Annotated in this window: 21 protein-coding genes; 12 read left to right on the top strand and 9 right to left on the bottom strand. The window is 44.1% G+C overall.

What is annotated here, in order from left to right; translation table 11 throughout:
• Nucleotides 1-13: 13 nt before the first annotated feature.
• The 5 genes from FRZ54_RS03220 to FRZ54_RS03200 all read left to right on the top strand — a co-directional run bounded on the left by FRZ54_RS03220 (nt 14) and on the right by FRZ54_RS03200 (nt 5,178).
• Complete coding sequence (locus FRZ54_RS03220) at nt 14-817, top strand: helix-turn-helix domain-containing protein (protein WP_147030212.1); 804 nt, start codon at nt 14-16, stop codon at nt 815-817.
• Between the two features lie 86 nt (nt 818-903).
• Complete coding sequence (locus tag FRZ54_RS03215) at nt 904-1,851, top strand: nitrilase family protein (RefSeq protein WP_147030211.1); 948 nt, start codon at nt 904-906, stop codon at nt 1,849-1,851.
• Nucleotides 1,852-1,877: 26 nt separating this feature from the next.
• Nucleotides 1,878-3,305, top strand: a complete 1,428-nt coding sequence (locus FRZ54_RS03210; protein ID WP_147030210.1) for an alpha-L-fucosidase — start codon at nt 1,878-1,880, stop codon at nt 3,303-3,305.
• A gap of 32 nt (nt 3,306-3,337) precedes the next feature.
• On the top strand, nt 3,338-4,435 hold the full coding sequence (locus FRZ54_RS03205; RefSeq protein WP_147030209.1) for a Nif3-like dinuclear metal center hexameric protein: 1,098 nt from the start codon (nt 3,338-3,340) through the stop codon (nt 4,433-4,435).
• Entirely contained in the window at nt 4,435-5,178 is a 744-nt protein-coding gene (locus FRZ54_RS03200) for a zinc ribbon domain-containing protein (RefSeq protein ID WP_147030208.1), read from the top strand. Before FRZ54_RS03205 ends, FRZ54_RS03200 begins: the two co-directional genes overlap by 1 nt.
• A gap of 68 nt (nt 5,179-5,246) precedes the next feature.
• Here FRZ54_RS03200 and FRZ54_RS03195 read toward each other — a convergent pair whose 3' ends face one another.
• The 7 genes from FRZ54_RS03195 to rsfS form a co-directional block, all read right to left on the bottom strand.
• On the bottom strand, nt 5,247-6,317 hold the full coding sequence (locus FRZ54_RS03195) for a PA0069 family radical SAM protein (protein WP_147030207.1): 1,071 nt from the start codon (nt 6,315-6,317) through the stop codon (nt 5,247-5,249).
• A gap of 32 nt (nt 6,318-6,349) precedes the next feature.
• Nucleotides 6,350-6,988 carry a response regulator transcription factor gene (locus tag FRZ54_RS03190; RefSeq protein WP_147030206.1) on the bottom strand — a complete coding sequence of 213 codons (639 nt, stop codon included), beginning with the start codon at nt 6,986-6,988 and terminating at the stop codon, nt 6,350-6,352.
• Nucleotides 6,957-7,781 carry a sensor histidine kinase gene (locus FRZ54_RS03185; protein ID WP_147030205.1) on the bottom strand — a complete coding sequence of 275 codons (825 nt, stop codon included), beginning with the start codon at nt 7,779-7,781 and terminating at the stop codon, nt 6,957-6,959. Before FRZ54_RS03185 ends, FRZ54_RS03190 begins: the two co-directional genes overlap by 32 nt.
• 1,317 nt (nt 7,782-9,098) lie before the next feature.
• A complete protein-coding gene (locus FRZ54_RS03180) occupies nt 9,099-9,443 on the bottom strand; it encodes a hypothetical protein (RefSeq protein WP_147030204.1) in 345 nt (114 codons plus the stop codon).
• Nucleotides 9,444-9,617: 174 nt separating this feature from the next.
• Nucleotides 9,618-10,256, bottom strand: a complete 639-nt coding sequence (locus FRZ54_RS03175) for a LutC/YkgG family protein (protein ID WP_147030203.1) — start codon at nt 10,254-10,256, stop codon at nt 9,618-9,620.
• A gap of 75 nt (nt 10,257-10,331) precedes the next feature.
• Entirely contained in the window at nt 10,332-12,440 is a 2,109-nt protein-coding gene (gene ftsH, locus FRZ54_RS03170; protein ID WP_147030202.1) for an ATP-dependent zinc metalloprotease FtsH, read from the bottom strand.
• 93 nt (nt 12,441-12,533) lie between these two features.
• Nucleotides 12,534-12,908: a ribosome silencing factor gene (rsfS, locus tag FRZ54_RS03165; RefSeq protein ID WP_147030201.1), complete on the bottom strand. Its 375-nt coding sequence runs from the start codon at nt 12,906-12,908 to the stop codon at nt 12,534-12,536.
• A gap of 15 nt (nt 12,909-12,923) precedes the next feature.
• Here rsfS and FRZ54_RS03160 point away from each other — a divergent pair, with 15 nt between their 5' ends.
• From FRZ54_RS03160 to pfkA, 4 genes are all read left to right on the top strand, one after another.
• Entirely contained in the window at nt 12,924-13,724 is an 801-nt protein-coding gene (locus FRZ54_RS03160; RefSeq protein WP_228462609.1) for a biotin--[acetyl-CoA-carboxylase] ligase, read from the top strand.
• A gap of 9 nt (nt 13,725-13,733) precedes the next feature.
• Nucleotides 13,734-14,186 carry a protein-disulfide reductase DsbD domain-containing protein gene (locus tag FRZ54_RS03155; protein WP_147030200.1) on the top strand — a complete coding sequence of 151 codons (453 nt, stop codon included), beginning with the start codon at nt 13,734-13,736 and terminating at the stop codon, nt 14,184-14,186.
• A 39-nt stretch (nt 14,187-14,225) separates the two neighbouring features.
• Nucleotides 14,226-15,905 carry a protein-disulfide reductase DsbD family protein gene (locus tag FRZ54_RS03150; RefSeq protein WP_147030199.1) on the top strand — a complete coding sequence of 560 codons (1,680 nt, stop codon included), beginning with the start codon at nt 14,226-14,228 and terminating at the stop codon, nt 15,903-15,905.
• Between the two features lie 119 nt (nt 15,906-16,024).
• Nucleotides 16,025-17,005 carry a 6-phosphofructokinase gene (gene pfkA / locus FRZ54_RS03145; protein WP_147030198.1) on the top strand — a complete coding sequence of 327 codons (981 nt, stop codon included), beginning with the start codon at nt 16,025-16,027 and terminating at the stop codon, nt 17,003-17,005.
• Here the strand turns inward: pfkA and FRZ54_RS03140 are convergent.
• Together FRZ54_RS03140 and FRZ54_RS03135 are read right to left on the bottom strand one after the other, a co-directional pair.
• A complete protein-coding gene (locus FRZ54_RS03140) occupies nt 17,000-18,781 on the bottom strand; it encodes a PAS domain S-box protein (RefSeq protein ID WP_147030197.1) in 1,782 nt (593 codons plus the stop codon). The two genes, pfkA and FRZ54_RS03140, sit on opposite strands and share 6 nt — an antisense overlap.
• 60 nt (nt 18,782-18,841) lie before the next feature.
• The gene (locus FRZ54_RS03135) at nt 18,842-19,372 is read right to left on the bottom strand and encodes a 5' nucleotidase, NT5C type (RefSeq protein WP_147030196.1); all 531 of its coding nucleotides are present in this window, start codon (nt 19,370-19,372) and stop codon (nt 18,842-18,844) included.
• Between the two features lie 149 nt (nt 19,373-19,521).
• Between FRZ54_RS03135 and FRZ54_RS03130 the strand changes: the two genes are divergently transcribed.
• From FRZ54_RS03130 to FRZ54_RS24320, 3 genes are all read left to right on the top strand, one after another.
• Entirely contained in the window at nt 19,522-20,109 is a 588-nt protein-coding gene (locus tag FRZ54_RS03130; RefSeq protein ID WP_147030195.1) for a 30S ribosomal protein S16, read from the top strand.
• Nucleotides 20,110-20,192: 83 nt separating this feature from the next.
• A complete protein-coding gene (gene rimM / locus FRZ54_RS03125; protein ID WP_147030194.1) occupies nt 20,193-20,720 on the top strand; it encodes a ribosome maturation factor RimM in 528 nt (175 codons plus the stop codon).
• Nucleotides 20,721-21,021: 301 nt separating this feature from the next.
• Nucleotides 21,022-21,165 carry a hypothetical protein gene (locus FRZ54_RS24320; protein WP_187359732.1) on the top strand — a complete coding sequence of 48 codons (144 nt, stop codon included), beginning with the start codon at nt 21,022-21,024 and terminating at the stop codon, nt 21,163-21,165.
• Nucleotides 21,166-21,303: the final 138 nt, after the last annotated feature.

The raw sequence follows: 21,303 nt of genomic DNA, 5'->3' as shown, positions 1-21,303 counted from the left end.
AATTGTAAAAGCAATGCAGCTCCCTCCATCGCCGGCCTGGTCTTTTTGCATCAAACATTACCTGTTTTTGAAATGCAGTTACCGTAAGCCACTACGCCTTTTTTCCGACGGGAACACGGGAATGGTTTTTGTAACCGGCGGGCAGCTTATAATCCGAAAGAAAGACAGCCAATTTGTTGAGCCCTTACCGGCAGCCTTCATTTACGGGCAATTGGGCGATTACCTGGATATTATTAGCGAGGATGAAACGGAATTGCTGATCGTTGTTTTTCAGCCTTACGGATTCTTCAGCCTATGTGGTATCCCGGCAGAGGAACTGAAGGCGCAGATCATTGACGCAAATTTAATATTCGGCCGGCAAAGCTATTCGGTCAATGACGCTTTGAGTTCAGCAGGATCATACCCCAAAGCCATCGCTACCATAGAGGGGTATTTTAAAAGCCTTTTTAAAGATTCCGGAGCAGACGCGAACCAGTTGAGAACAATTGTCAATGCAGTTATGCAGGTAAAAGGACAGCTGACGGTGAACGAATTGGTAAACATGACAGGCTATACAGAACGCCGTCTCGAGCGCATTTTTGACCAGGCTATAGGAACATCGCCCGTCAAATATTTACAAATCGTAAGATTGCATCATTTTTTATCGCTTATCCGGTCTTCGGGTAAAAAAGACTCACTGACTATCGCCGGGCTGGAATCCGGTTATTACGATCAGGCGCATTTAATACGCAATTTTAAGCAGATAACGGGGCTCACACCCACACAATACAGGTCGGCGGCGCGTACGCTGGCGGTTAACCTGGTAATCGTTAATTAGCTTTTGATTGCTATATTTAGTCGGTTTTGTCGGGAATGTACAATTCAGGCGTTTTTTTGACGGCTACCTTTGAAGAAAAAACAAAAATGAAAAACCTGAAGATCGCTACCGCCCAATTCGAGACTAAGAGCGCCGATAAGGCGTACAATCTTTCTGTTATCGAAAGGCTTACCGCTGAAGCTGCGGCAAATGGGGCTGATATTGTTAGTTTCCACGAATGTTCCATAACCGGGTATAGTTTTGCGCGGCACCTGGATAAAAGTCAAATGCTCGATATAGCTGAGTTTGTTCCGGATGGGCCAAGCGTACAGAAACTGATAGACATAGCCCGAAAATACGATATTACCGTACTCGCCGGCTTGTTTGAAAAAGACGCGGATAATAAACTTTACAAAACACAGGTTTGTGCTGATAAGAACGGACTGGTTGCTAAATACCATAAACTGCACCCTTTTATCAACCCCCACCTGACACCCGGCGACCAGTATGTGGTATTCGATCTTTACGGATGGAAATGCAGCATTTTGATCTGCTATGATAATAATATCATCGAAAACGTCCGGGCGGTAAAATTATTAGGGGCCGATATCGTTTTTATGCCGCATGTTACCATGTGCACGCCGTCTACCCGTCCGGGTGCGGGCTTTGTCGACCCTAAATTGTGGGAGAACAGGTATGCGGATCCGACTACTTTAAGGCAGGAGTTTGATGGATTGAAGGGCCGGGCCTGGCTGATGAAATGGTTGCCGGCGAGGGCGTACGATAATGCGATATATGCGGTGTTCTCGAATCCCATCGGTATGGACGACGACCAGTTGAAAAATGGTTGTTCGATGATCGTCGATCCTTTTGGTGACATCGTTGCCGAATGCCGCAGTTTTGAGAACGAGATCGTTATAGCGACCATTGTTCCGGAAAAGCTGACAGATGCGGGTGGTTACCGGTACATTAAAGCCCGAAGGCCGGAGCTTTATGGCGGTATCATCGCGCAGCCGCATCAACCGGAGCAGAAGGTGGTTTGGATGAATACTTAAAAATATAATCAATTGACTCATACTTTATGAAACACACGCTTGCCTTTATCCTGGTAGTTTTAAGCTTAACAACAAACGCTCAAAAAAATGACGGGTATGTGCCACCAACCGATACTGCCGTACAGCATAAGCTGGCGCAATGGCAGGACCTGAAATTCGGGCTGTTTATGCACTGGGGCCCTTACAGCGAATGGGGTGTGGTTGAAAGCTGGAGCATTTGCCCCGAGGATGAAGGATGGACGCAGCGCAAAGGCCCTTACAGCGCCGACTATAATACTTATGTAAAGGCCTACGAAAACCTGCAAACGACCTTTAACCCTACGCACTTCGACCCGGACAAATGGGTAAAGGCGGCAAAGGACGCCGGTATGAAGTATGTCGTGTTCACTACCAAGCATCATGACGGATTTTGCATGTTCGATACCAAACAGACGGATTATAAAGTGACCAGTCCTAAAACGCCATTTTCATCCAATCCGAAAAGTAATGTGGCCCTTGAAATATTCAACGCGTTCAGGAAGGAACATTTTATGACCGGAGCCTATTTTTCAAAACCCGACTGGCATAGCCCTTATTACTGGTGGCCGTATTTTCCCCCGAAGGACAGGAACGTAAATTACGACCCGGCCAAACACCCGGATAAATGGCAGCAATTTAAAGATTATACCTACAACCAGATACAGGAGCTGATGACCGGTTACGGGAAAATGGATATCCTGTGGCTTGATGGCGGCTGGGTTAGACCGCTGAAAACCGTTGACAGAAGTGTCGACTGGCAGCAGGGTATCAAATTTGACCAGGACATTGATATGCCTAAAATAGCGGCAATGGCTCGTGCCAGGCAGCCCGGGTTGATCGTGGTGGACCGCACCGTAACCGGACCGTACGAAAATTATACTACGCCCGAGCAGCAGGTGCCCGCAGAGCCGCTGAGTCATCCCTGGGAAACCTGTATGACAATGGGCAACTCATGGAGCTACGTTCCTGGCGATCATTATAAACCGTCGTTGCAAATTGTTCAGTTGCTCATCAAGATCGTGTCGCGGGGTGGTAATTTCCTGATGAATATCGGTCCGGGGCCGGATGGTGACTGGGACCCGGAAGCTTACAAGCGCCTGGCCGATATAGGCAAATGGATAAAGATCAACGGCGAAGGCATCTACGCGTCCAAAGCGGTTGCGCCCTATTCGGCAGGTGATATATTCTTTACGCAAACCAACGGCGGGAGCGATGAATACGCTTTTTTATTGTCAAAAAACAATGATGTAGCCTTTGAACCGGTTGTTAAAATACCGACCGGAAACGACAGGAAAGTTAAAAAGATAGCTCTGCTGGGGATCAGGCAAAAACTGAGATGGAAACAGGAAGGTGGAGATATCCTGGTGACGATACCAAAATCAATGCAAAGCAATAACGGCCTGCAATATGCAGCGGCATTTAAGTTGACCTATTAAAAAGCGAATGTTGATATTAGTAATTTAGCCTTATGAAACTATCGCTGCTGACCGCCTACCTTGAAAGCCTGGCTCCTTTGAATTACCAGGAGGATTATGACAATTCCGGCCTTATCGTCGGTCACCCTGACAAAGAAGTGCACCAGGCGTTATTGTCGCTCGATTGTACCGAGGCTATTGTGGAAGAGGCCATAGCAAAACAGTGCGAGGTCATCATTTCACATCACCCCATAGTTTTCCGCGGATTGAAAAGATTTAACGGAAAAACTTACGTAGAGCGTGTGGTTGAAAAGGCCATCAAAAACAACATTGCCATCTACGCCATTCACACCAACCTGGATAACGTGATGGAGGGAGTGAATGCGAAGATATGCGAGATGCTGGAGTTGAAGAATTGCCGCATACTGTCGCCAAAAAATGGCTTGCTGAAAAAGCTGGTTACTTATGTGCCCGTGGAAAAAGCCGAGCAGGTAAGAAACGCCCTTTTTCACGCCGGGGCGGGAAATATAGGCGACTATAGTGAGTGCAGTTTTAACGCTGAAGGTACGGGAACTTTTAAAGGCGGCGAAGATACTAATCCCTATGTAGGCGAACCAGGCAAACGGCATTACGAAAACGAGGTGAGGATTGAGACCGTGTATCCTGCGCCTATAGAAAGTAAGTTACTCATGGCACTGTTCCTGGCTCACCCTTACGAGGAAGTAGCTTATGACTTATATAATTTAACTAATCAGCACCAGCAGATAGGTTCGGGTATGATAGGTGAATTGGACGAAGAAATGAGCGGCGAGGAGTTCCTGTTTGTTATTAAGCAAAGCATGGATGCAAAGGTCATCAGGCATACGGCGTTAACCGGCAAACCGGTAAAGCGCGTAGCAGTGTGCGGTGGTGCCGGAAGCTTCCTGCTGAAGCATGCCATATCGGCAGGGGCCGACTTTTTTGTCACCGCCGATTACAAATATCATGAGTTTTTTGACGCCGAGGGAAAGCTGGTTATAGCCGATATCGGACATTTTGAAAGTGAGCAATTTACGGCTCAATTATTGTATGATATTATTCAGAAAAAATTTCCTAACTTTGCCGTCCGTTTAACAGAGATTAATACAAACCCCGTCAAATATTTTATTTAATGGAACAAACCGTAGAACAGAAGCTGAAAGCTTTATACGAACTACAAACCATCCACACCAAGATTGACAAGATACGCCAGGTAAGAGGTGAACTGCCTATGGAAGTTGCCGACCTGGAAGATGATGTAGAAGGATTGGAAACACGCATTCAGAAAATAAAAAATGAGCTGGATGATTTAGAAGATGATATTGTGACCCGCAAAAACCTGATAAGGGATGCACAGGCCAACATCAAAAAATACGAAGCACAGCTTAACGAAGTAAAGAATAACCGTGAGTACGATGCCATCTCGAAAGAGATAGAGATACAGGGACTTGACATACAGGTAAGCGAAAAGAAGATCAAAGAATTTGGTTACGAGATAACAACCAAAACCCAGATATACGAAAAAGCGCTTGCCGATTTGGAAGGCCGCCGTGCTGACCTTGATGCTAAAAAAGCTGAGCTTGGCACCATTACTTCGGAAACTGAAAAGGAAGAGAACGAGCTGAACTCGGAAGCTGACAAAGCTGCTGCAGGTATCGAGGAACGTTTGCTGATCGCTTACAACCGTTTGCGCGGTAACGCAAAGAATGGTTTGGCTGTAGTAACTATCCAGCGCGATTCGTGCTCAGGTTGCTTCAATCAGATCCCGCCTCAGCGCCAGTCGGACATCCGCCAACGCAAAAAAATCATTGTTTGCGAACATTGCGGCCGTATTTTGGTTGATGAGCAGATGGCTTTGGAAGTAGAGACTGCGTAAAGTCAACGTCCCTCAAGGGAGTTATAGAAATTTAATAAGCGCCTTAATAGGGCGCTTTTTGTTTGATATTAAAACAGGCTTGTCTGCCTCCCGTTCTTCGGCACAAACAAACTATAATCAAATGGCGGCATTTCCCTGCCGGCCATAAAGCGGTTGGTAGCCATCCTAAACATTTGATGGATTGATTCAGCTACCTTGCCATCGCCGCCCATGCGGCGGCCAAATTCGCTGTCGTTCAGCTTGCCTTCGTGGCAGGCCCTGATCATGTTCAACACCTTTTCGGCCCTGTCCGGGAAAGCTTTGTGTATCCAGTCCGTGAATATCTCGGCTATGCTGCCATTGAGCCTCACAATGGTAAAGCCGGCAGCTCTTGCTCCCCGGTCGGCGGCAGCTTTAATAATTGCCGGTATCTCGTTGCTGTTCAACCCCGGGATAATAGGCGCTGCCATTACCCGCACCGGCACGCCTATCTCAGTCAGCTTTTGAATCACTGCCAGGCGGCCGGAGGCAGTCACGGTGCGTGGTTCTAGTTTCTGCCTTATCTGCTCGTTAAGCGATGTAATAGAGATATTGGCGTGCACGAGGTTTAGTTTACCCAGTTCGCTCAAAATGTCCAGGTCACGCAGAATGACGTTGTTTTTGGTAATGATGCTTACCGGGTTACGGTACCGAAGGAAAATTTCCAGCAGCGAGCGGGTAATTTTCAGCTTGCGTTCCATCGGCTGGTAGCAATCCGTATTGCCTGACAACAGGATAGCAACCGGCTCATAATTTTTTTTGTTAAAGTACTGCTCCAGCAATTCTGCTGCGTTACGCTTTACAATAATTTTCCGTTCAAAATCAAGCCCGGCGCTAAAGCCGTAGTATTCGTGCGTGTTACGTGCGTAGCAATAGATGCAGCCGTGTTCGCAACCCTGGTAAGGGTTGATGGAATACATATGGCTGAGATCGGGACTGTTCGATTCGCTTACTATCTTTTTCGGCGTTTCCTCGAATATTTGGGTAGCCGAGTTTTCGAGCAAAGGCTCGTCGAGCCCCTCTACATGCTCAAGTACATATTTGTTCTTCAGGAACTTATTGTGAATATTGACCTGCGCCCCCCTGCCCTTAAAAAAATCGGGATTTTCCTCGTGTGACATAAGACAAATTTGCTAAAAATATTAGCAAATCATCAAACGTCGATCAATTTATTTTTTATCGCGTAAAGGACCAGGCCAATGCGGCTTTTGATCTGGAGTTTCTCAAAAAGCTGGTCGCGGTAGCCGTCAACTGTCCGCGAACTGATGCACATGTGTTCGGCTATCTCTTTGTAGGTAAGCTCGGTGGCTGATAGCTTTAAAAATTCAATTTCGCGGCTATTTAGTTTGGCCAGGGTAAAGTCTATGTTGATATTGTGCACCAGGTGGCGGGTAACGAAATCCGGATAGTATATCTCGTCGTTGGCCACCTTCATTAAAGCATCCTCGAAGTCCACCGGCTCAGCGTCCTTAAGTAAATAGCCTTTTACTCCCATCCTTACCATTGTCAAAACCTTTTCGGCATCTTCAAACATCGAAAGCACAATGATCTTGATGTCGGGATGGTTGGTACGCAGCCATCTTGCTGTCGATATGCCGTCCATTTTGGGCATACTGATGTCCAGCAAAATGATGTCCGGCTTCAATTTGGACTGTATCTTTTTGATCATTTCCTCCCCGTCACCAGCTTCGAAAAGAACGCTGTAATGATGAAAATTATTGATCAAATAAGCTATGCCGCTCCTGAAAAGCCGGTGATCGTCAACTAACGCTATTTGGATGGGGGCCTCCATCGATATATAATTGCTTAAAAGGGTTTAGGGAAACCTTGATACGACAGCCCTCTCCCGGAGCGCTATCAATTGTTGCATTTCCTCCGATCAGTGCAGCACGGTTCCCCATATTTCTTAATCCTGAACCACTTTTATTATTAAGCAATTCAGGCGAAAAACCTGCACCATCGTCTTCGATGCTCAAGGTAAACAAATCATGCTGATATTGCAAGTCGATTTTAAAATGTTTAGCCTTAGCGTGCTTTAACGCGTTATTTAAAGCTTCCTGCAATATCCTGAATAAAACCAGTTCACGCTGCTCACCAAGCGGGTACGGTTGCCCTTCAGTTAAAAATGTAGTTTTTACAAGCTCGCTTTTATTTAATTTTTCAACCTCCCTTTCAATAGTTTTTGTTAAGCCGAGCGATGTTATGTGTTCAAAACTCATGCTTTTTGAAAGGTCGCGCAGGTCGGTTATCGCCTGCGCTATCAGTTCGCGGCTTTCATTCATTTTCGCTTTTTTGGCGTCATCCAGGGTATTCCCCAATGTGCCCATGGAAAGCTTTACAAATGATAGTACCTGTGTAATATTATCATGTATTTCCTTACTAACATGTTCAAAAGTTTGCTCCTGTATCTCTATCTGGGTTTTTAGCACTTCCTGGCGGTAAAAGGCCTCACGTTCTTCCTGATCCTTTTTATTTTTAAGCTGTTTTTTTTGATATAATATCACAAAATATACGATGAACCCGGCCACCAGCGCGAACAGGAACGCGGCGGATAAAACAATAAATCGTATACTTTCATTATCCATGTAAAGGTCTGGCAGGTTTTTTATTGTCAACTAACAGTGAGACGCATATTAAGATGCTGAAAGTATATACACTGCAGGCCCAGAAATAATACAGACTATCTTTTCCCCAATGGTGCCTTGCATAATAACTTAGCAGCCCCAAATTTAGAAACATTGTTATGGAAAACAGTAAAATGGCTGCGTTAAACCAAAAAATACTTTGTTTGATGATGCTTACATTTAGAGGATGCTTTAGCATTTGCCCGAAGAGCAACAAAGCGAGTATGACAAAAAAGGTATTGCTTACCAAATAAACGTTGGATGGAAAGTTTCTGCTGAAAGGTTGTATAAAAGTTGCGTTAATAATAAAAAAAACAATAGCTAAGGTCATCAAAATCAAAATACCCTTTTTGAGGGTTTTATTTTTAATGAGGAGGAGAAAGATGAGCGAGTATAGTATATAATTTCCGATACTTTCAATGTGGGATAGTGAACTGTTATTCTTATGCTGAATGGTAAAGATCTCTCCGGCAAGTTCTGTTAGAAAAGTTATAATCACCGAAAACGTTAAAATTTTAAAAGGATTGGAGAGCCGGCTAAAACGGGTCAGGCCAACTATCAAAACGACGGCGAGGATTATAACATATATTGTCGTTAGCCCAAGCATCTTATTTATGTTATGCGTTATCGACTTTAATTTCTTTATTATCTAAAAGCAGGGATACGCTATTTAAAATATATAATAAATAAAAATTCCCAACCCATAGCAAATAGATGAGGTCTTTTCCCCATTTGTGCTCCGCATAGTAATTCAACAGGCCAAGGTTCAAAAACATAGTAGTGGAAAAGAACAAGATAGAAATGTTGAACCAAAACATGCTCTGCCTCGATATATTTTGTTCAAGCGGATGCTGAAGCATTTGTTTAAAAAGGCATAAAGAAAATATGACATATAAGGCGTCTGTCAAAAGATATATATATGTAGGGAATGATTTAGTAAACGGTTGTATGAAGATAGCGTTTATGAAAAACAATATGAGAATTATTATTACTGAGAAGCGAATAAGATTTTTGGTTGTTTTATTGTAAAAAAAATGAGCATAAATGAGAGCGTAAAAAATATATCCAGAAATGCACTCGAAATGATATATTATATGGTTGTTATTATACTTCCGGGCAAGAATAATTCCTAGCGTCTCCAGGATTAAAGTAACCAGTAACAAGAATGTTAATAATCGAAAAGGAATGGTAAGCCGGCGATAGCGTACCATTCCTATCGCAATAGCAATTCCGAGTAAAATAAGGTGTATCGAAATTAACTTGGACATTTAATATTACTTAATCACACCATGGAGGACAAGGATAAACATTTGTATAAGTGTCACCGGTACTTACAAATGGCGTAGCGGCGCCGGCTTCCGTATTACGTGCTGAACCACTCACCATGAGCGTATTAACGTGATCAGGTTTTCCGGCGTAATCCGGATGCTTTGCTAAATGTACGTGAATTCCATCAACTTTTTCGTTTTTTAAAATACTTTCTAAAGTTTCTCTGTCAATGAAAAATCCGTTAAGATTTTGTCCTTCGGGTGTTTTTAAAGCATGTTCGCCGGCCGCTCTGTTGCGGCTGCGGAACTCTTGCTTAAGGCTTTTAGCCAGTTGGGGATCAATTTTTGAGGCCATGATTTTAGTTAGGGTTTTTAATTAATAATTTAACCACTATACGTGTATATTGAAAAAAAGATACCCCGTGTTTTCACGGTATTTTCAGAAAACATACTTCAATAACTAAATTGTTGCAAAAAAACATCGGATTAGACCGATTCGGGTCGGTTTACTAAAAATTAAAAGAGTGCTTTAACCTTCAAGTAAAAATACGAAAAGTTCCTTAGGGCCGTGGGCGCCCATTACCAGGGTTTTTTCTATATCTGCGGTCCGGCTGGGGCCGGTTACATTACTGATCATAGACGGCAATTGGCTGCCGTATTTATTTTTTATTAATTTAAAGCCGTCTTTCAGATCGGTTAAAATTTGGGAAGTATACGCCAGCACAATATGTACCGGAGGGTATATACTCAACCTGCGGCCTGCCATTCCGGCATTGGACAACAGAATACTTCCATTACGGGCTATTAGGGCCTCGCACAGGGTAAAACCAACTTCAGCTTGCTCAAAATCCTTATCAGTTTCAAAAAAAGGATAATCGTACTTAAGTAATATTTCCTGCAACGCGGGTTCCCAGCAATATATTTTGCGCCATTTTCGCTGGTCGGCAAGGTTCAGCAGGTTATCTATCAGCTGTATCTCGTCTTCACAAAAAACAAATTGCCCGGCTGCTGCGGTAAATTCTTCAGCAAACATTATTTCCGGCGGTTCGTCAGATTGAGGGTAGTGAGGAAGGTCTTCGAGGTTGGGGTAAGGATTGTCACGCTTCTCAAGCAAAGCTTTACGTATCTTTTTTAGCAGCTTTTCTTTTGATGTGGTAATATCCCTCATTGTTATGGTATAAAGCTAAAAGCATAAAGCTGAAAGCCTTGTTTTGGACTTTCAGCTTTATGGTCTCAGCTATTGTTATTCGCTTTTTGCTTCTTTTTCTTCAGGATTCCTGTTAAAAGTACCTGAATGGTCGGCCACACCTTCATGTATCAGGTTTCCGGCAGCAGCTTCCTGGTTGCCACCTTCCGGACCGTTTACAAACTCATCATAGGTTGTACGATGATCGAACGGGCGTTTTCCCAAAATTTCCTCCAGGTCCGATTGGAAAAGAATTTCCTTTTCGAGCAGCTTATTGGCCAGCTTTTCAAGGCCGTCGTGTTTATCAATAAGCAGCTTCTTGGTACGTTCGTACATTAAAGTGATCTGGTTGCGCACTTCAGCATCTATCAGTTCCGATGTTTTCTCCGAATACGGTTTATTGAACTGGTATTCACCCTGCGTGTCGTTAAAAGATACATTGCCTACCTTATCATTCATACCATAAATAGTAACCATGGCATAGGCTAATTTAGTGATCCTCTCCAGGTCGTTCTGCGCGCCTGTTGAGATCTTGCCAAATGTGATGTCTTCAGCCACGCGGCCGCCTAAGGTCATGCACATACCGTCTTCAAGTTGCTCGGTTGTGTACAGGAATTGCTCTTTCGGCAAATACTGGGCATAACCCAACGCAGCAACACCACGCGGCACAATGGAAACTTTAACCAGTGGATCGGCGTGTTCAAGGAACCAGCCTGCAATGGCGTGACCGGCCTCGTGATAAGCAACAATACGCTTTTCTTCGGGGGATATGATCTTATTTTTCTTTTCCAAACCACCGATCACACGGTCTATGGCATCCTGGAAATCCTGCATGTCAACAGCCTCTTTGTTTTTACGGGCGGCAATAAGCGCGGCCTCGTTACATACGTTGGCTATTTCGGCGCCTGCAAACCCAGGGGTTTGTGCTGATAATTTTTTTGCGTCAACACCTTCGGCCAGTTTAACAGGCTTTAAGTGCACCTTGAATATTTGTTCGCGCCCAAGCAGGTCGGGTTTGTCTATAGATACCTGCCTGTCAAAACGGCCAGGGCGTAATAGAGCGGAGTCCAGCACATCCGGGCGGTTAGTAGCTGCAAGGATGATGATACCTGAGTCGGTGCCGAAACCATCCATTTCGACCAGTAACTGGTTCAATGTGTTTTCGCGCTCATCGTTACCACCTACAATGTTATTTTTTCCGCGTGCACGGCCAATAGCATCTATTTCATCGATAAAGATGATACAAGGCGCTTTGTCTTTTGCCTGGCGGAACAGGTCGCGAACACGCGATGCGCCCACACCCACGAACATTTCAACGAAATCGGAACCCGAGAGCGAGAAAAACGGAACCTGCGCTTCGCCCGCGACGGCTTTGGCGAGTAATGTTTTACCTGTACCCGGCGAACCTATCAGCAACGCGCCTTTAGGGATTTTACCACCCAGGTTAGTATATTTTTTGGGATTTTTCAGGAAGTCGACAATTTCCATTACTTCCTGCTTTGCTTCTTCAAGACCGGCGACATCATTAAAAGTTACTGAAACCTGCGCTTCCTTATCAAACAAAGTGGCTTTGGATTTGCCGATGTTAAATATCTGGCCACCCGGACCGCCACCGCTTCCGCCCGACATCCGGCGCATGATAAATATCCACACCGCGGCAAACAACAGGATCATAATGATGCCCTGGAACAGTACATTAGTTAAAATACTATCGTGCTGAACGTAGTCTATCGATACCTTTTCCGAATCGGTGAAATCTTTTTCAGCGGCGTTTATGGCCTGGTTAAGTGTTTCGTACGATGCGTAGGTAAATACATATTGCGGGCCATTATCGTCCGAACCGGTAATGGTTTTACCGCCCCTTACTTCAGCATATTGGGGTTTCGACAAGCTTTCCTTCTTTATAAATACTTCAACCGTTATCAGATCACCGTTTTTATAAGCCTGTAGCTTGGCAACATCATGCTGTTTCAGCATGTTTACTTCAAAATTCTGGTAAGTAGTTGGCTTGGCGTTATTGCTGTTCGAAAACCACCCCACTCCAAGCAGTATTAAAATAACCACCGCATAAAGCCACATAATGTTAAACTTCGGCGGCTTTGACGAAGGTCTCTTATTGGATATCTTCCTTATGGGTTTAGGATTTTCCTGTTTATTATCTTTCATTTTTTCTAAATGCTCAAACGTAAATCATTATTACTATTAAAATTCAGGGGTACAGTCAAGACGCTTCTCCGCAGGTCTCTGTGACTTTCAAACTCAGGCGCTTTTGTAGTATTTAATTTCTGCGTCACCCCAAAGATCCTCTACTCCGTAAAACTCGCGCTTGTCCGTCCTGAAGATATGTATCACTACATCAACATAATCAAGCAATATCCATTCGCCGTATTCAAGCCCCTCTTTGCGCCACGGTTCCTGTTGCGTGGCTTTAAAAATCTCTTCTTCAACACTATTTGCTATGGCTTTTACTTGTGTGGTCGATTCGGCATGGCAAATCACAAAATAATCAGAGACTGAACTGAAGATATTTCTAAGGTCTAATCTCACTATATCGTTTCCCTTTTTTTCCTGTATGCCGTATATGGCCAGTTCAGAAATGTAAGCGGATTCTTTTATCGCTTTGTTTTTTACCATCAAAAAGAATTAGTTTTGAACGCTTTTGGTTTATACATAATTACTTTGCAAAATAACATATTTTCAGGATTATTTGTTGGACAAAATTTAATCACAATTCAACATGTCGATTCTACTAACAATTTCCTGAAAGATTTATTGTCAAATTCCAAGCCAGTTTCCGAAGGTACGGTCATTATGGCAGACAGCCAGTACGCGGGCCGGGGCCAGCAACAGAACCGCTGGCACAGCGAACCCGGGAAAAATCTAACGTTTAGTATCCTGTTAAAGCCGGTCTTCCTGCCTGTACAACAACAGTTCGACCTTACACGGGCCATCAGTTTAGCCATTATTAACGCACTGGAGCCATTTTTGGGCTCAAAATTGAAAATAAAATGGCCTAACGATATCTATTACGGCGATGGAAAACTGGGTGGTATACTAATAGAGAACCTGCTGCAGGGGTCCCTGATAAAGAATTCGGTAATCGGTATTGGTTTAAATATTAACCAGGAACATTTCCCGCCCGAGGCTGCTAACGCAGTGTCAGTAAAACAAATCTTACACAGGGATTATGATTTGAAATTAATATTATCAGAGATTTGTAAAAATGTAGAAATTGCCTATTTGCAGCTTAGGTCAGGCCATTATGACGTTGTAAGGAAAGCGTATTTGTCACGACTGTACTGGCTGAACGAGGTGAAAATATTTAAGGTAAAAGACCGTTTATTCGAGGGAAAGATCGTTGCAGTTCGCGACCACGGGCCGCTGGTTGTTGATGATGGTCATACAACTTCAGAATATAATCAGAAAGAAATTGAATTTTTGAACAAATAATCTATTGATATGAAAAGAATACTGTTGGCTATGATACTGTTTGCCGTAAGCACAGGCGCTTTTGCACAGATCGAACATCCTGTGACCTGGTCATATGCGGCTAAAAGAATTAATAAAAACGAAGCGGTTGTATTTTTACGCGCAACTATACAGCCAGGCTGGCATATATACTCCCAAAATGTTAAAGATGGCGGGCCCATAAAAACGTCCTTCACTTTCTCACCTTCCAAAGAATATGCGCTGATAGGCAAAACAAGCGAACCTGCTCCTCTCACCAAATATGAGGAAGCTTTCAAAATGAATGTTAGCTATTTTGAAAAGACGGTTACTTTTCAGCAAAAGATCAAGCTAAAATCGGCAAATGTTAATGCCGTAAAGGGGCAGCTCGAGTTCATGACCTGTAACGACAGAAAATGCCTGCCACCAGATGATGTTGATTTTAATATCCCCCTGGGTAAATAATTGGTATTGAAAATGACATTTTCCAAAACCCGGGCAGGCATGAAAGCCATTTTATGCACGCTTATAGCAGTTATCGTATTTTCATTTGCCGGATCTGAACGTGCAAACGCGTTTCAAAAAGATCCGGCTGATACAATATCCAGCAGCGACGTTCAGTTTACTACCATTACTACCGCTGCTGATAGTATTGCTGCTGCTAAAAAGAAGCAACAGCAGGAAAAGGTAAAGCCTGCGGCGAAAAGCTACAATGCCCCGGCCAATGAAAAGCCTAAAACTTTATGGCAGGTATTTATAGCGGGCTTTTTGGGCGGTTTTTTAGCCTTGCTGATGCCCTGCATTTATCCATTGCTGCCATTGACGGTTAGTTTTTTTACCAAAAAAAGCGGTAACCGGGCCCGGGGAATATTGCAGTCAGCCATTTACGGCTTATCCATTATTGTTATTTACGTAGCCCTGGGACTGATCATTACGCTGCTTTTTGGTTCCGATGCCCTTAATGCACTCGCAACAAACGGAATATTCAATATATTCTTCTTTTTGCTGCTTGTAGTCTTCGGAATATCATTCCTGGGGGCATTTGAGCTCACACTTCCAAGCTCCCTTGCAAATAAACTTGACCAGAATTCGGACAAAGGAGGCATTATAGGAATATTCTTTATGGCAGCCACCCTGGTTGTTGTGTCTTTTTCATGTACCGGGCCAATAATTGGCTCATTGCTGGTGGACGCTGCTTCGAAAGGCGATCGCTTAGGTCCCGCGGTTGGTATGTTTGGCTTTTCACTGGCCCTGGCGCTGCCTTTTACTTTGTTTGCGCTGTTCCCGTCTATGCTGAAAAGCTTGCCAAAATCAGGCGGGTGGCTCAATAGCATAAAAGTAGTGCTTGGTTTCCTTGAACTGGCGTTTGCTATGAAATTCCTTTCCAATGTCGACCTGGCTTATCACTGGAATTGGTTCGACAGGGAGGTGTTCCTGTCTTTATGGATAGCCATTGGCCTGCTGATGGGGCTCTATCTTATTGGGAAACTTAAATTTTCGCACGACAGCGATTTGTCTTACCTATCGGTGCCAAGGACATTTGTTGCGATCATCGTGTTTTCGTTTGTAGTATATATGATACCCGGATTATGGGGAGCCCCTTTGAAAGTTATCAGCGGATTTTTACCTCCGCCGGCAACGCAGGATTTTGACCTTTCGAGAATTAACACGTCCTCTTCTGCACCTGTACAAAATGTGTCCATTAAAGAAAAGAAGTATGAAGATATGTTTAGCAGGGGTAAGCATGCCGGATTGAACGAATGGTATGATTATGAGCAGGCGTTACAGGTTTCAAAAGAATTGAAAAAGCCAGTTTTGATAGACTTTACCGGATGGAATTGCCCCAATTGCCGTAAAATGGAAAATAGTGTATGGTCTGACGCGGAGGTACGCAAACGTATGCAAAACGATTTTGTACTACTGGAATTATATGTCGATGAAAAAAGCGAACTCCCGGCAGCCGATCAATATACCTCATCATTCAGCGGAAAACATATCACCAGTATAGGGGCGAAAAACAGCGATTACGAAGCCTCAAAGTTTGAAACGAATTCCCAACCATTTTATGTAATTACCGATAGCCAGGGTAACGTGCTTATTCCTCCGCAGGGAGCCAATTACAGCGTGGATAATTACATAAAATTCCTTGATAGCGGGATTGCTGCTTATAAAACTGCGCATTGAGTCAAAAATTAATGTAAATTCGCGGCATAATTGATAGTGTTTAAACAACACCATCAAATACGACTGAATTAATATTAGCGTTTACTTATTTCGGACGGGTGTGAACCTGTCGTAATGCAATGGCCCAAATAAAGAATATCGGACTTTTTACTTCAGGCGGCGATGCCCCTGGTATGAACGCCGCCATCCGTGCGGTGATTCGCACTGCTTTGTTTCACGATGTTGAAGTTACGGGTATCCGCCGCGGATACGAAGGAATGATAAACGGCGATTTTTTCCCGATGGGACGAAGATCGGTATCCAATATCATGCAGCGTGGCGGAACAATTCTAAAAACAGCACGCAGTGCGCAGTTCCGCAGGCCCGAAGGGCGCCAGGCCGCTTACGAACAGGTAAAGAAGTTTAATGTAGACGCGCTGATAGCTATAGGCGGCGACGGCACATTTCGCGGAGCTAAAGCATTTAATGAAGAATTTGGTATCCCGGTTATCGGTTTGCCCGGAACGATAGATAACGACCTTGTAGGCACTGATTTTACGATAGGATACGATACAGCCATCAATACGGTTATTAATGCGGTTGATAAGATACGTGATACCGCCGAGTCTCACGATCGCCTTTTTATTGTGGAAGTAATGGGCCGTGATTCGGGAATGATAGCCTGGCGTACGGGTATGGCAACAGGGGCCGAAGGCATTATTATACCTGATGCCAACATCGGCGTGGACAAGTTGTTCGACCGCCTCGAAAACGGCCGTAAGAATAAAACATCGCGCATTGTGATCGTGTCCGAATGTGAAGGCGAAGAAGGCGGAGCTTTTGAAATAGGCCGCCAGGTAAAAGAAAAATTCCCTCATTTGGATACACGCGTTTCTATATTGGGGCATATTCAACGTGGTGGAAGCCCTACTTGTATGGACAGGGTATTGGCGTGCCGGCTGGGCGCTGCAGCCGTTGAAGCCTTGCTTGAAGGCTATAAATGCGATATGGCAGGCATTATTAACAACAACGTTGTATTTACGCCGTTTGAACGGGCTATCAAACATAATAGCGAGATCGACCCGAGCCTGCTCCGTATAGTAGAAATGCTTTCGCTATAACGAAAACTTATTGTCGATAAACGTTTTATTAACGATCAGGCGGATAACCTCGTCTATTTCCTGGGTGACGGTGAACAAATGCTTGATAATTTGCTCGTTCTCGGGATTGCTGAAGTTCTCATAATCCATAATATTCATTAACCCAAGCATGCTGGCAACCGGGCGGCGCAATTCGTGCGAGCTAAGCGAAGCGATGTTTCTCAAACGCTCATTTTGGTCAAGCAGTGCCTCCTCGGTTCTTAACATTTCGGTTATATCCCTGGCAAAGCAACCCACGCCAATTATCTCGTCCTTGGCCTGTTTATAAATGGGGTTGAAACTTACTTCAAAAAAAGAGATTTTGCCACTTTGCCGGTCAGGGCTTTCATGCCTGGTTATGTATCGTTCACCCGACAATGCGCGCTCGTAATATTGGTGCCACTCGCTGCGTACCTTTTCGGTATGGCCCGAGTGAACATATGCATCATCCCCTTCTTTGGGCATTATACCCATAGTATCGTTAATGCGATTACGATAAGCGGTGTTCATATACACGTACCGGCCATCCCGGTTTATCGACCAGATAAAGTTTTCGGTGTTGTTGATAAGCGCCTCGAGGTTATTTTTGGTCCAGGCTGTTTCTTCGGCCGCTTTTTGGGCATTAACTTCAATTTCTGATACCGGCGTCAGGTCTTGCCCCACGCCTTGTATATCGGTTACTTCGCCGTCATTGCCGGTTATCGATATAAACTCCCATTTGGTTTGGTGCACTTTTCCTTCTTTATCAAGCTTACCATGTTCCAGCCTGATGACCTTTCCTGGGTTTTTGATGCAACTTTTCAGCGCATCCTCACAAAGTTTTATATCGCTTACTGGTGTAATTACGGAGAAATGCTTATTGATGATCTCGGATTTTTTATAACCTAATAATTTCAAAAATTGCCTGTTGGCGAACGTGATGATACCGGACGTATCTATCCTTAAAAGGAAATTGGTTTGGGAATCTATCAGCGAGGTCAGGAACTGTTCGCGGCGTTTCATTTCCTCCTGTTGCGTTACTTTTTCAGTAACATCAAGGGCAATAATCACCCTGCAGCTGTGGTTATCATATTTTATCTCGTGGCCGGTAACTTCAGCGTAAAGTATATCGCCTTTTTTATTCTGGTGACGCCATACCCCCGCACTGTTAAAGCCGTCGAGCCTGCTTTCTGGTATGCCTTTTTTGTATAGGTATTCGTTGAATTTTGCCAAGTCGAACCGCGGGCGTATATCGCGTATGGTCATGCTCAGGAATTCCTGCTCGCTGTACCCATAATGGCGTGTTGCCGAAGCGTTAACCTTTAATATACGCAATGTGGGTAATTCGTATATCCACATGGGCGTAGGGTTGTCATTAAACAGGATGTTAAAATCGCCCAGCGAATCCTGCATCCTGTAATTGATGGCCTTTTGGTCCGAAATGTCTTTGATCACATTCAGGATCACATCATGCCCGTTTGAGCTGTCGCTCAGATGCCTGCGTTTGTGATTTATCCACTTGATCTTGCCGCTTTTGGTAATTGCCCGGTAAGTAAGGTCGAGCCATTCGTCAGTGGTAGCTTTATTGATCTTTTCAATTACTTCATCATGGTCGCGCGGATCAATAACCTTATTCCAGAAATCTTTATTCTGCCCGATATCTTTTGATGAGTACTCCAGGATGGTATGCACACTTGGACTGATAAACAGGTAGTTTTGCGTAGTTTCATCAAAGGCCCAGACACAGTCGTTAAGCGCCGCAAGAAGATCAGTAAGCATAAAGTTTTATCATATTCCGGAACACTATAAAGTTATATCTTTTATTACGAAAAACCCCATTCAGAGTAATTTATCGGCAATTTCGGCCCAATTATTGGCCCTTTCGTATTCGGTTACAAAGTGATTGTGCGGCGAAGAGAACAGGATGGGCCGGCCCTGAAAACCCGCGAAGTTACGGATGCGGTCGTCGATCATGATTCCTACATCTACTATCTTGTTACCGCAAAAAATAATGTTTTTCCAGCCGATATAGGGAAAGTGATCGCCCAGCCAGTCGAGCTTATCCACCAGGGAATTTTTGAACTCCATCGCGGCTGAGACCACGTATACATCGTATTTGGTACAAAGCTCTTTTACCACATCCTGCGCTCCGGGCATCACTTTCAGGTCGCGGAAAAAGCCGGGCGCGTTCACATAAGTGCGCCAGCTGTCGTTCAAAGTGTCGGGCAGCAACTCGTGAAATTCTTTGCCGCTCATTTCTTCCAGTAATATTTCGGTTTGATGATCCTGCCGGTAAACCTCGATGAACTTGTCAATGGTATCGGCCAAAACCTCGTCCATATCTATTGCAAGGCGTATTTTTTGTTCCATAATATCTCCGCCACAAGTTGCCAATAATTTTTAAAATGCGCCTGAACTTTAATTATTTATAACATTTAGAATTTAAAATATATTTTTTTACCTTTGCATCCCCGCAGAAGGAGACTCCGGGGATAATGTTGGATACATAAAAACAAAAAATGGCAACTAAGATCAGACTGCAAAGACATGGTAAAAAAGGAAAACCTTTTTACTATATCGTAGTGGCAGATGCGCGTGCTCCAAGAGATGGCCGCTTCATTGAGCGTTTAGGTTCATACAACCCAAACACCAACCCTGCTACAATTGACATTAATTTTGACAAAACCCTTGATTGGGTAAACAATGGCGCACAGCCAACTGATACCTGCCGTGCGATATTGTCGTACAAAGGCGTTTTGTACAAAAAACATTTACAGGGTGGCCTTAAAAAAGGTGCTTTGACCGAAGAACAGGTCGAGTCTAAATTCCAGGCATGGCTTGACCAGAAAGAAGGCAAGATCACAGGTAAGAAAGAAAACTTAGGCAAAGCTAAGGAAGATGCCCGCAAGGCTGCTTTAGCCGCTGAAGCTAAAAAGAAGGAAGAAAGAGCCGCTGCAATAGCTGCAAAAAATACTCCTCCGGCTGAAGAAGTTGAAGTTGCTGAAGAAGAAACCGAAGCACCTGTTGCTGAGGCCGAAACTGAAGCTCCTGCCGCTGAAGCCGCACCGGAAGCTGATGCCTCTGCAGAAGCTGAAAGCGCCGAGTAATCAGGTAAAACTTTTAGAATAGCGAAGTATTGAAAAGTGCTTCGCTATTTTTGTTTGCCACCCGGCAACGAGAGGAAAAGGACATGACGATAGACGATAGTTTCAAAATAGGCACCATTTTAAAAACCAAGGGTTTAAAGGGCGAACTGCAAATGTACGTAGCCTTTGACAACCTGGAACTGATCGATTTTAATGCCATATTCGTCGATATGGCGGGTAAGCTGGTGCCCTATTTTGTCGAGTCGGTTAAATATCAAGGTCATAACAATACCGCCAATCTTTTCCTGGAGGACCTGGATACCATTGAAAAAGCATCCAGACTGGTTAAGAAAGACGTTTATCTCCCTAATAAACTGAAACCAAAAAAGAAAAAAGGGGACTTCACCCTGGCGGACCTGTTAGGTTTCACCGCTGTCGACGAAAACGAAGGTGAGCTGGGCGAGATCACCCACATCCAGGAGTTACCCCAGCAGTTCATAGCTACCGTACACTATAAAAATTGTGAGGTGCTGTTCCCCCTCAACGGCGAGATCATCAAAAGCATTGACGTAGTGAAGAACATCGTTCTCGTCGATCTGCCCGAGGGCTTGCTGGATATTTACCTTGACTAAGGTACTCATTCATTTTAGGGTGTTCCACGTTTAAATGCGGAACACTATGGAACTTCCTTAACACCACAATAGTTAAAAAAATTAATCGGAAGGAGAGTATTGTATCGGCCGACCTGGCTGGTAAAGCTCCTTGTTATCGTCGCGTTTTACTCCTAAATGGGGCGATTATATGCCACTTGTAAAAAACATGTTACACGATTTGTGGAAAATTTGGAACGATGGCGCATTGCGCCGAAGTTAAACATAGCTAAAAAGCCGCTGGCATTGTAATTGCCTTATTCGCAATGTATCAATTATTCACATGAAAAGAATCAAACAGTCCTTTGTTGAAGTAGTTGCCGGCGAGCCGCGTAAAGAACACTTTATTAATGTTTCTATTGTTATCCTGGCAGTTTCCATTGTAGTTTGGGCGCTTTTGGAATTCACACAATTCGGGCGGGTATAAAATTTTATAAAAAGGATCTCTATCAGGCTTACCCGGGTAATTGGTTTAGAAGCCGTGGTCCATCTAAAATGAAATAGCAATTATTACAACCGTTATATCAGCAGAACGTTTGGACACTGCCTGCATAACCGTTTACTA

The organism is Mucilaginibacter ginsenosidivorans (assembly GCF_007971025.1).
In the GTDB taxonomy this organism is placed as follows: domain Bacteria; phylum Bacteroidota; class Bacteroidia; order Sphingobacteriales; family Sphingobacteriaceae; genus Mucilaginibacter; species Mucilaginibacter ginsenosidivorans.
This window is presented reverse-complemented; position numbering and strand designations above follow the sequence as displayed.

Excerpts from the sequence above, each read along its gene's own strand:
- FRZ54_RS03220 (WP_147030212.1), top strand. The coding sequence starts at position 14 with ATGCAGCTCCCTCCATCGCCGGCCTGGTCTTTTTGCATCAAACATTAC.
- FRZ54_RS03215 (WP_147030211.1), top strand. The coding sequence starts at position 904 with ATGAAAAACCTGAAGATCGCTACCGCCCAATTCGAGACTAAGAGCGCC.
- FRZ54_RS03210 (WP_147030210.1), top strand. The coding sequence starts at position 1,878 with ATGAAACACACGCTTGCCTTTATCCTGGTAGTTTTAAGCTTAACAACA.
- FRZ54_RS03205 (WP_147030209.1), top strand. The coding sequence starts at position 3,338 with ATGAAACTATCGCTGCTGACCGCCTACCTTGAAAGCCTGGCTCCTTTG.
- FRZ54_RS03200 (WP_147030208.1), top strand. The coding sequence starts at position 4,435 with ATGGAACAAACCGTAGAACAGAAGCTGAAAGCTTTATACGAACTACAA.
- FRZ54_RS03195 (WP_147030207.1), bottom strand. The coding sequence starts at position 6,317 with ATGTCACACGAGGAAAATCCCGATTTTTTTAAGGGCAGGGGGGCGCAG.
- FRZ54_RS03190 (WP_147030206.1), bottom strand. The coding sequence starts at position 6,988 with ATGGAGGCCCCCATCCAAATAGCGTTAGTTGACGATCACCGGCTTTTC.
- FRZ54_RS03185 (WP_147030205.1), bottom strand. The coding sequence starts at position 7,781 with ATGGATAATGAAAGTATACGATTTATTGTTTTATCCGCCGCGTTCCTG.
- FRZ54_RS03180 (WP_147030204.1), bottom strand. The coding sequence starts at position 9,443 with ATGGCCTCAAAAATTGATCCCCAACTGGCTAAAAGCCTTAAGCAAGAG.
- FRZ54_RS03175 (WP_147030203.1), bottom strand. The coding sequence starts at position 10,256 with ATGAGGGATATTACCACATCAAAAGAAAAGCTGCTAAAAAAGATACGT.
- ftsH (WP_147030202.1), bottom strand. The coding sequence starts at position 12,440 with ATGAAAGATAATAAACAGGAAAATCCTAAACCCATAAGGAAGATATCC.
- rsfS (WP_147030201.1), bottom strand. The coding sequence starts at position 12,908 with ATGGTAAAAAACAAAGCGATAAAAGAATCCGCTTACATTTCTGAACTG.
- FRZ54_RS03155 (WP_147030200.1), top strand. The coding sequence starts at position 13,734 with ATGAAAAGAATACTGTTGGCTATGATACTGTTTGCCGTAAGCACAGGC.
- FRZ54_RS03150 (WP_147030199.1), top strand. The coding sequence starts at position 14,226 with ATGAAAGCCATTTTATGCACGCTTATAGCAGTTATCGTATTTTCATTT.
- pfkA (WP_147030198.1), top strand. The coding sequence starts at position 16,025 with ATGGCCCAAATAAAGAATATCGGACTTTTTACTTCAGGCGGCGATGCC.
- FRZ54_RS03140 (WP_147030197.1), bottom strand. The coding sequence starts at position 18,781 with ATGCTTACTGATCTTCTTGCGGCGCTTAACGACTGTGTCTGGGCCTTT.
- FRZ54_RS03135 (WP_147030196.1), bottom strand. The coding sequence starts at position 19,372 with ATGGAACAAAAAATACGCCTTGCAATAGATATGGACGAGGTTTTGGCC.
- FRZ54_RS03130 (WP_147030195.1), top strand. The coding sequence starts at position 19,522 with ATGGCAACTAAGATCAGACTGCAAAGACATGGTAAAAAAGGAAAACCT.
- rimM (WP_147030194.1), top strand. The coding sequence starts at position 20,193 with ATGACGATAGACGATAGTTTCAAAATAGGCACCATTTTAAAAACCAAG.
- FRZ54_RS24320 (WP_187359732.1), top strand. The coding sequence starts at position 21,022 with ATGAAAAGAATCAAACAGTCCTTTGTTGAAGTAGTTGCCGGCGAGCCG.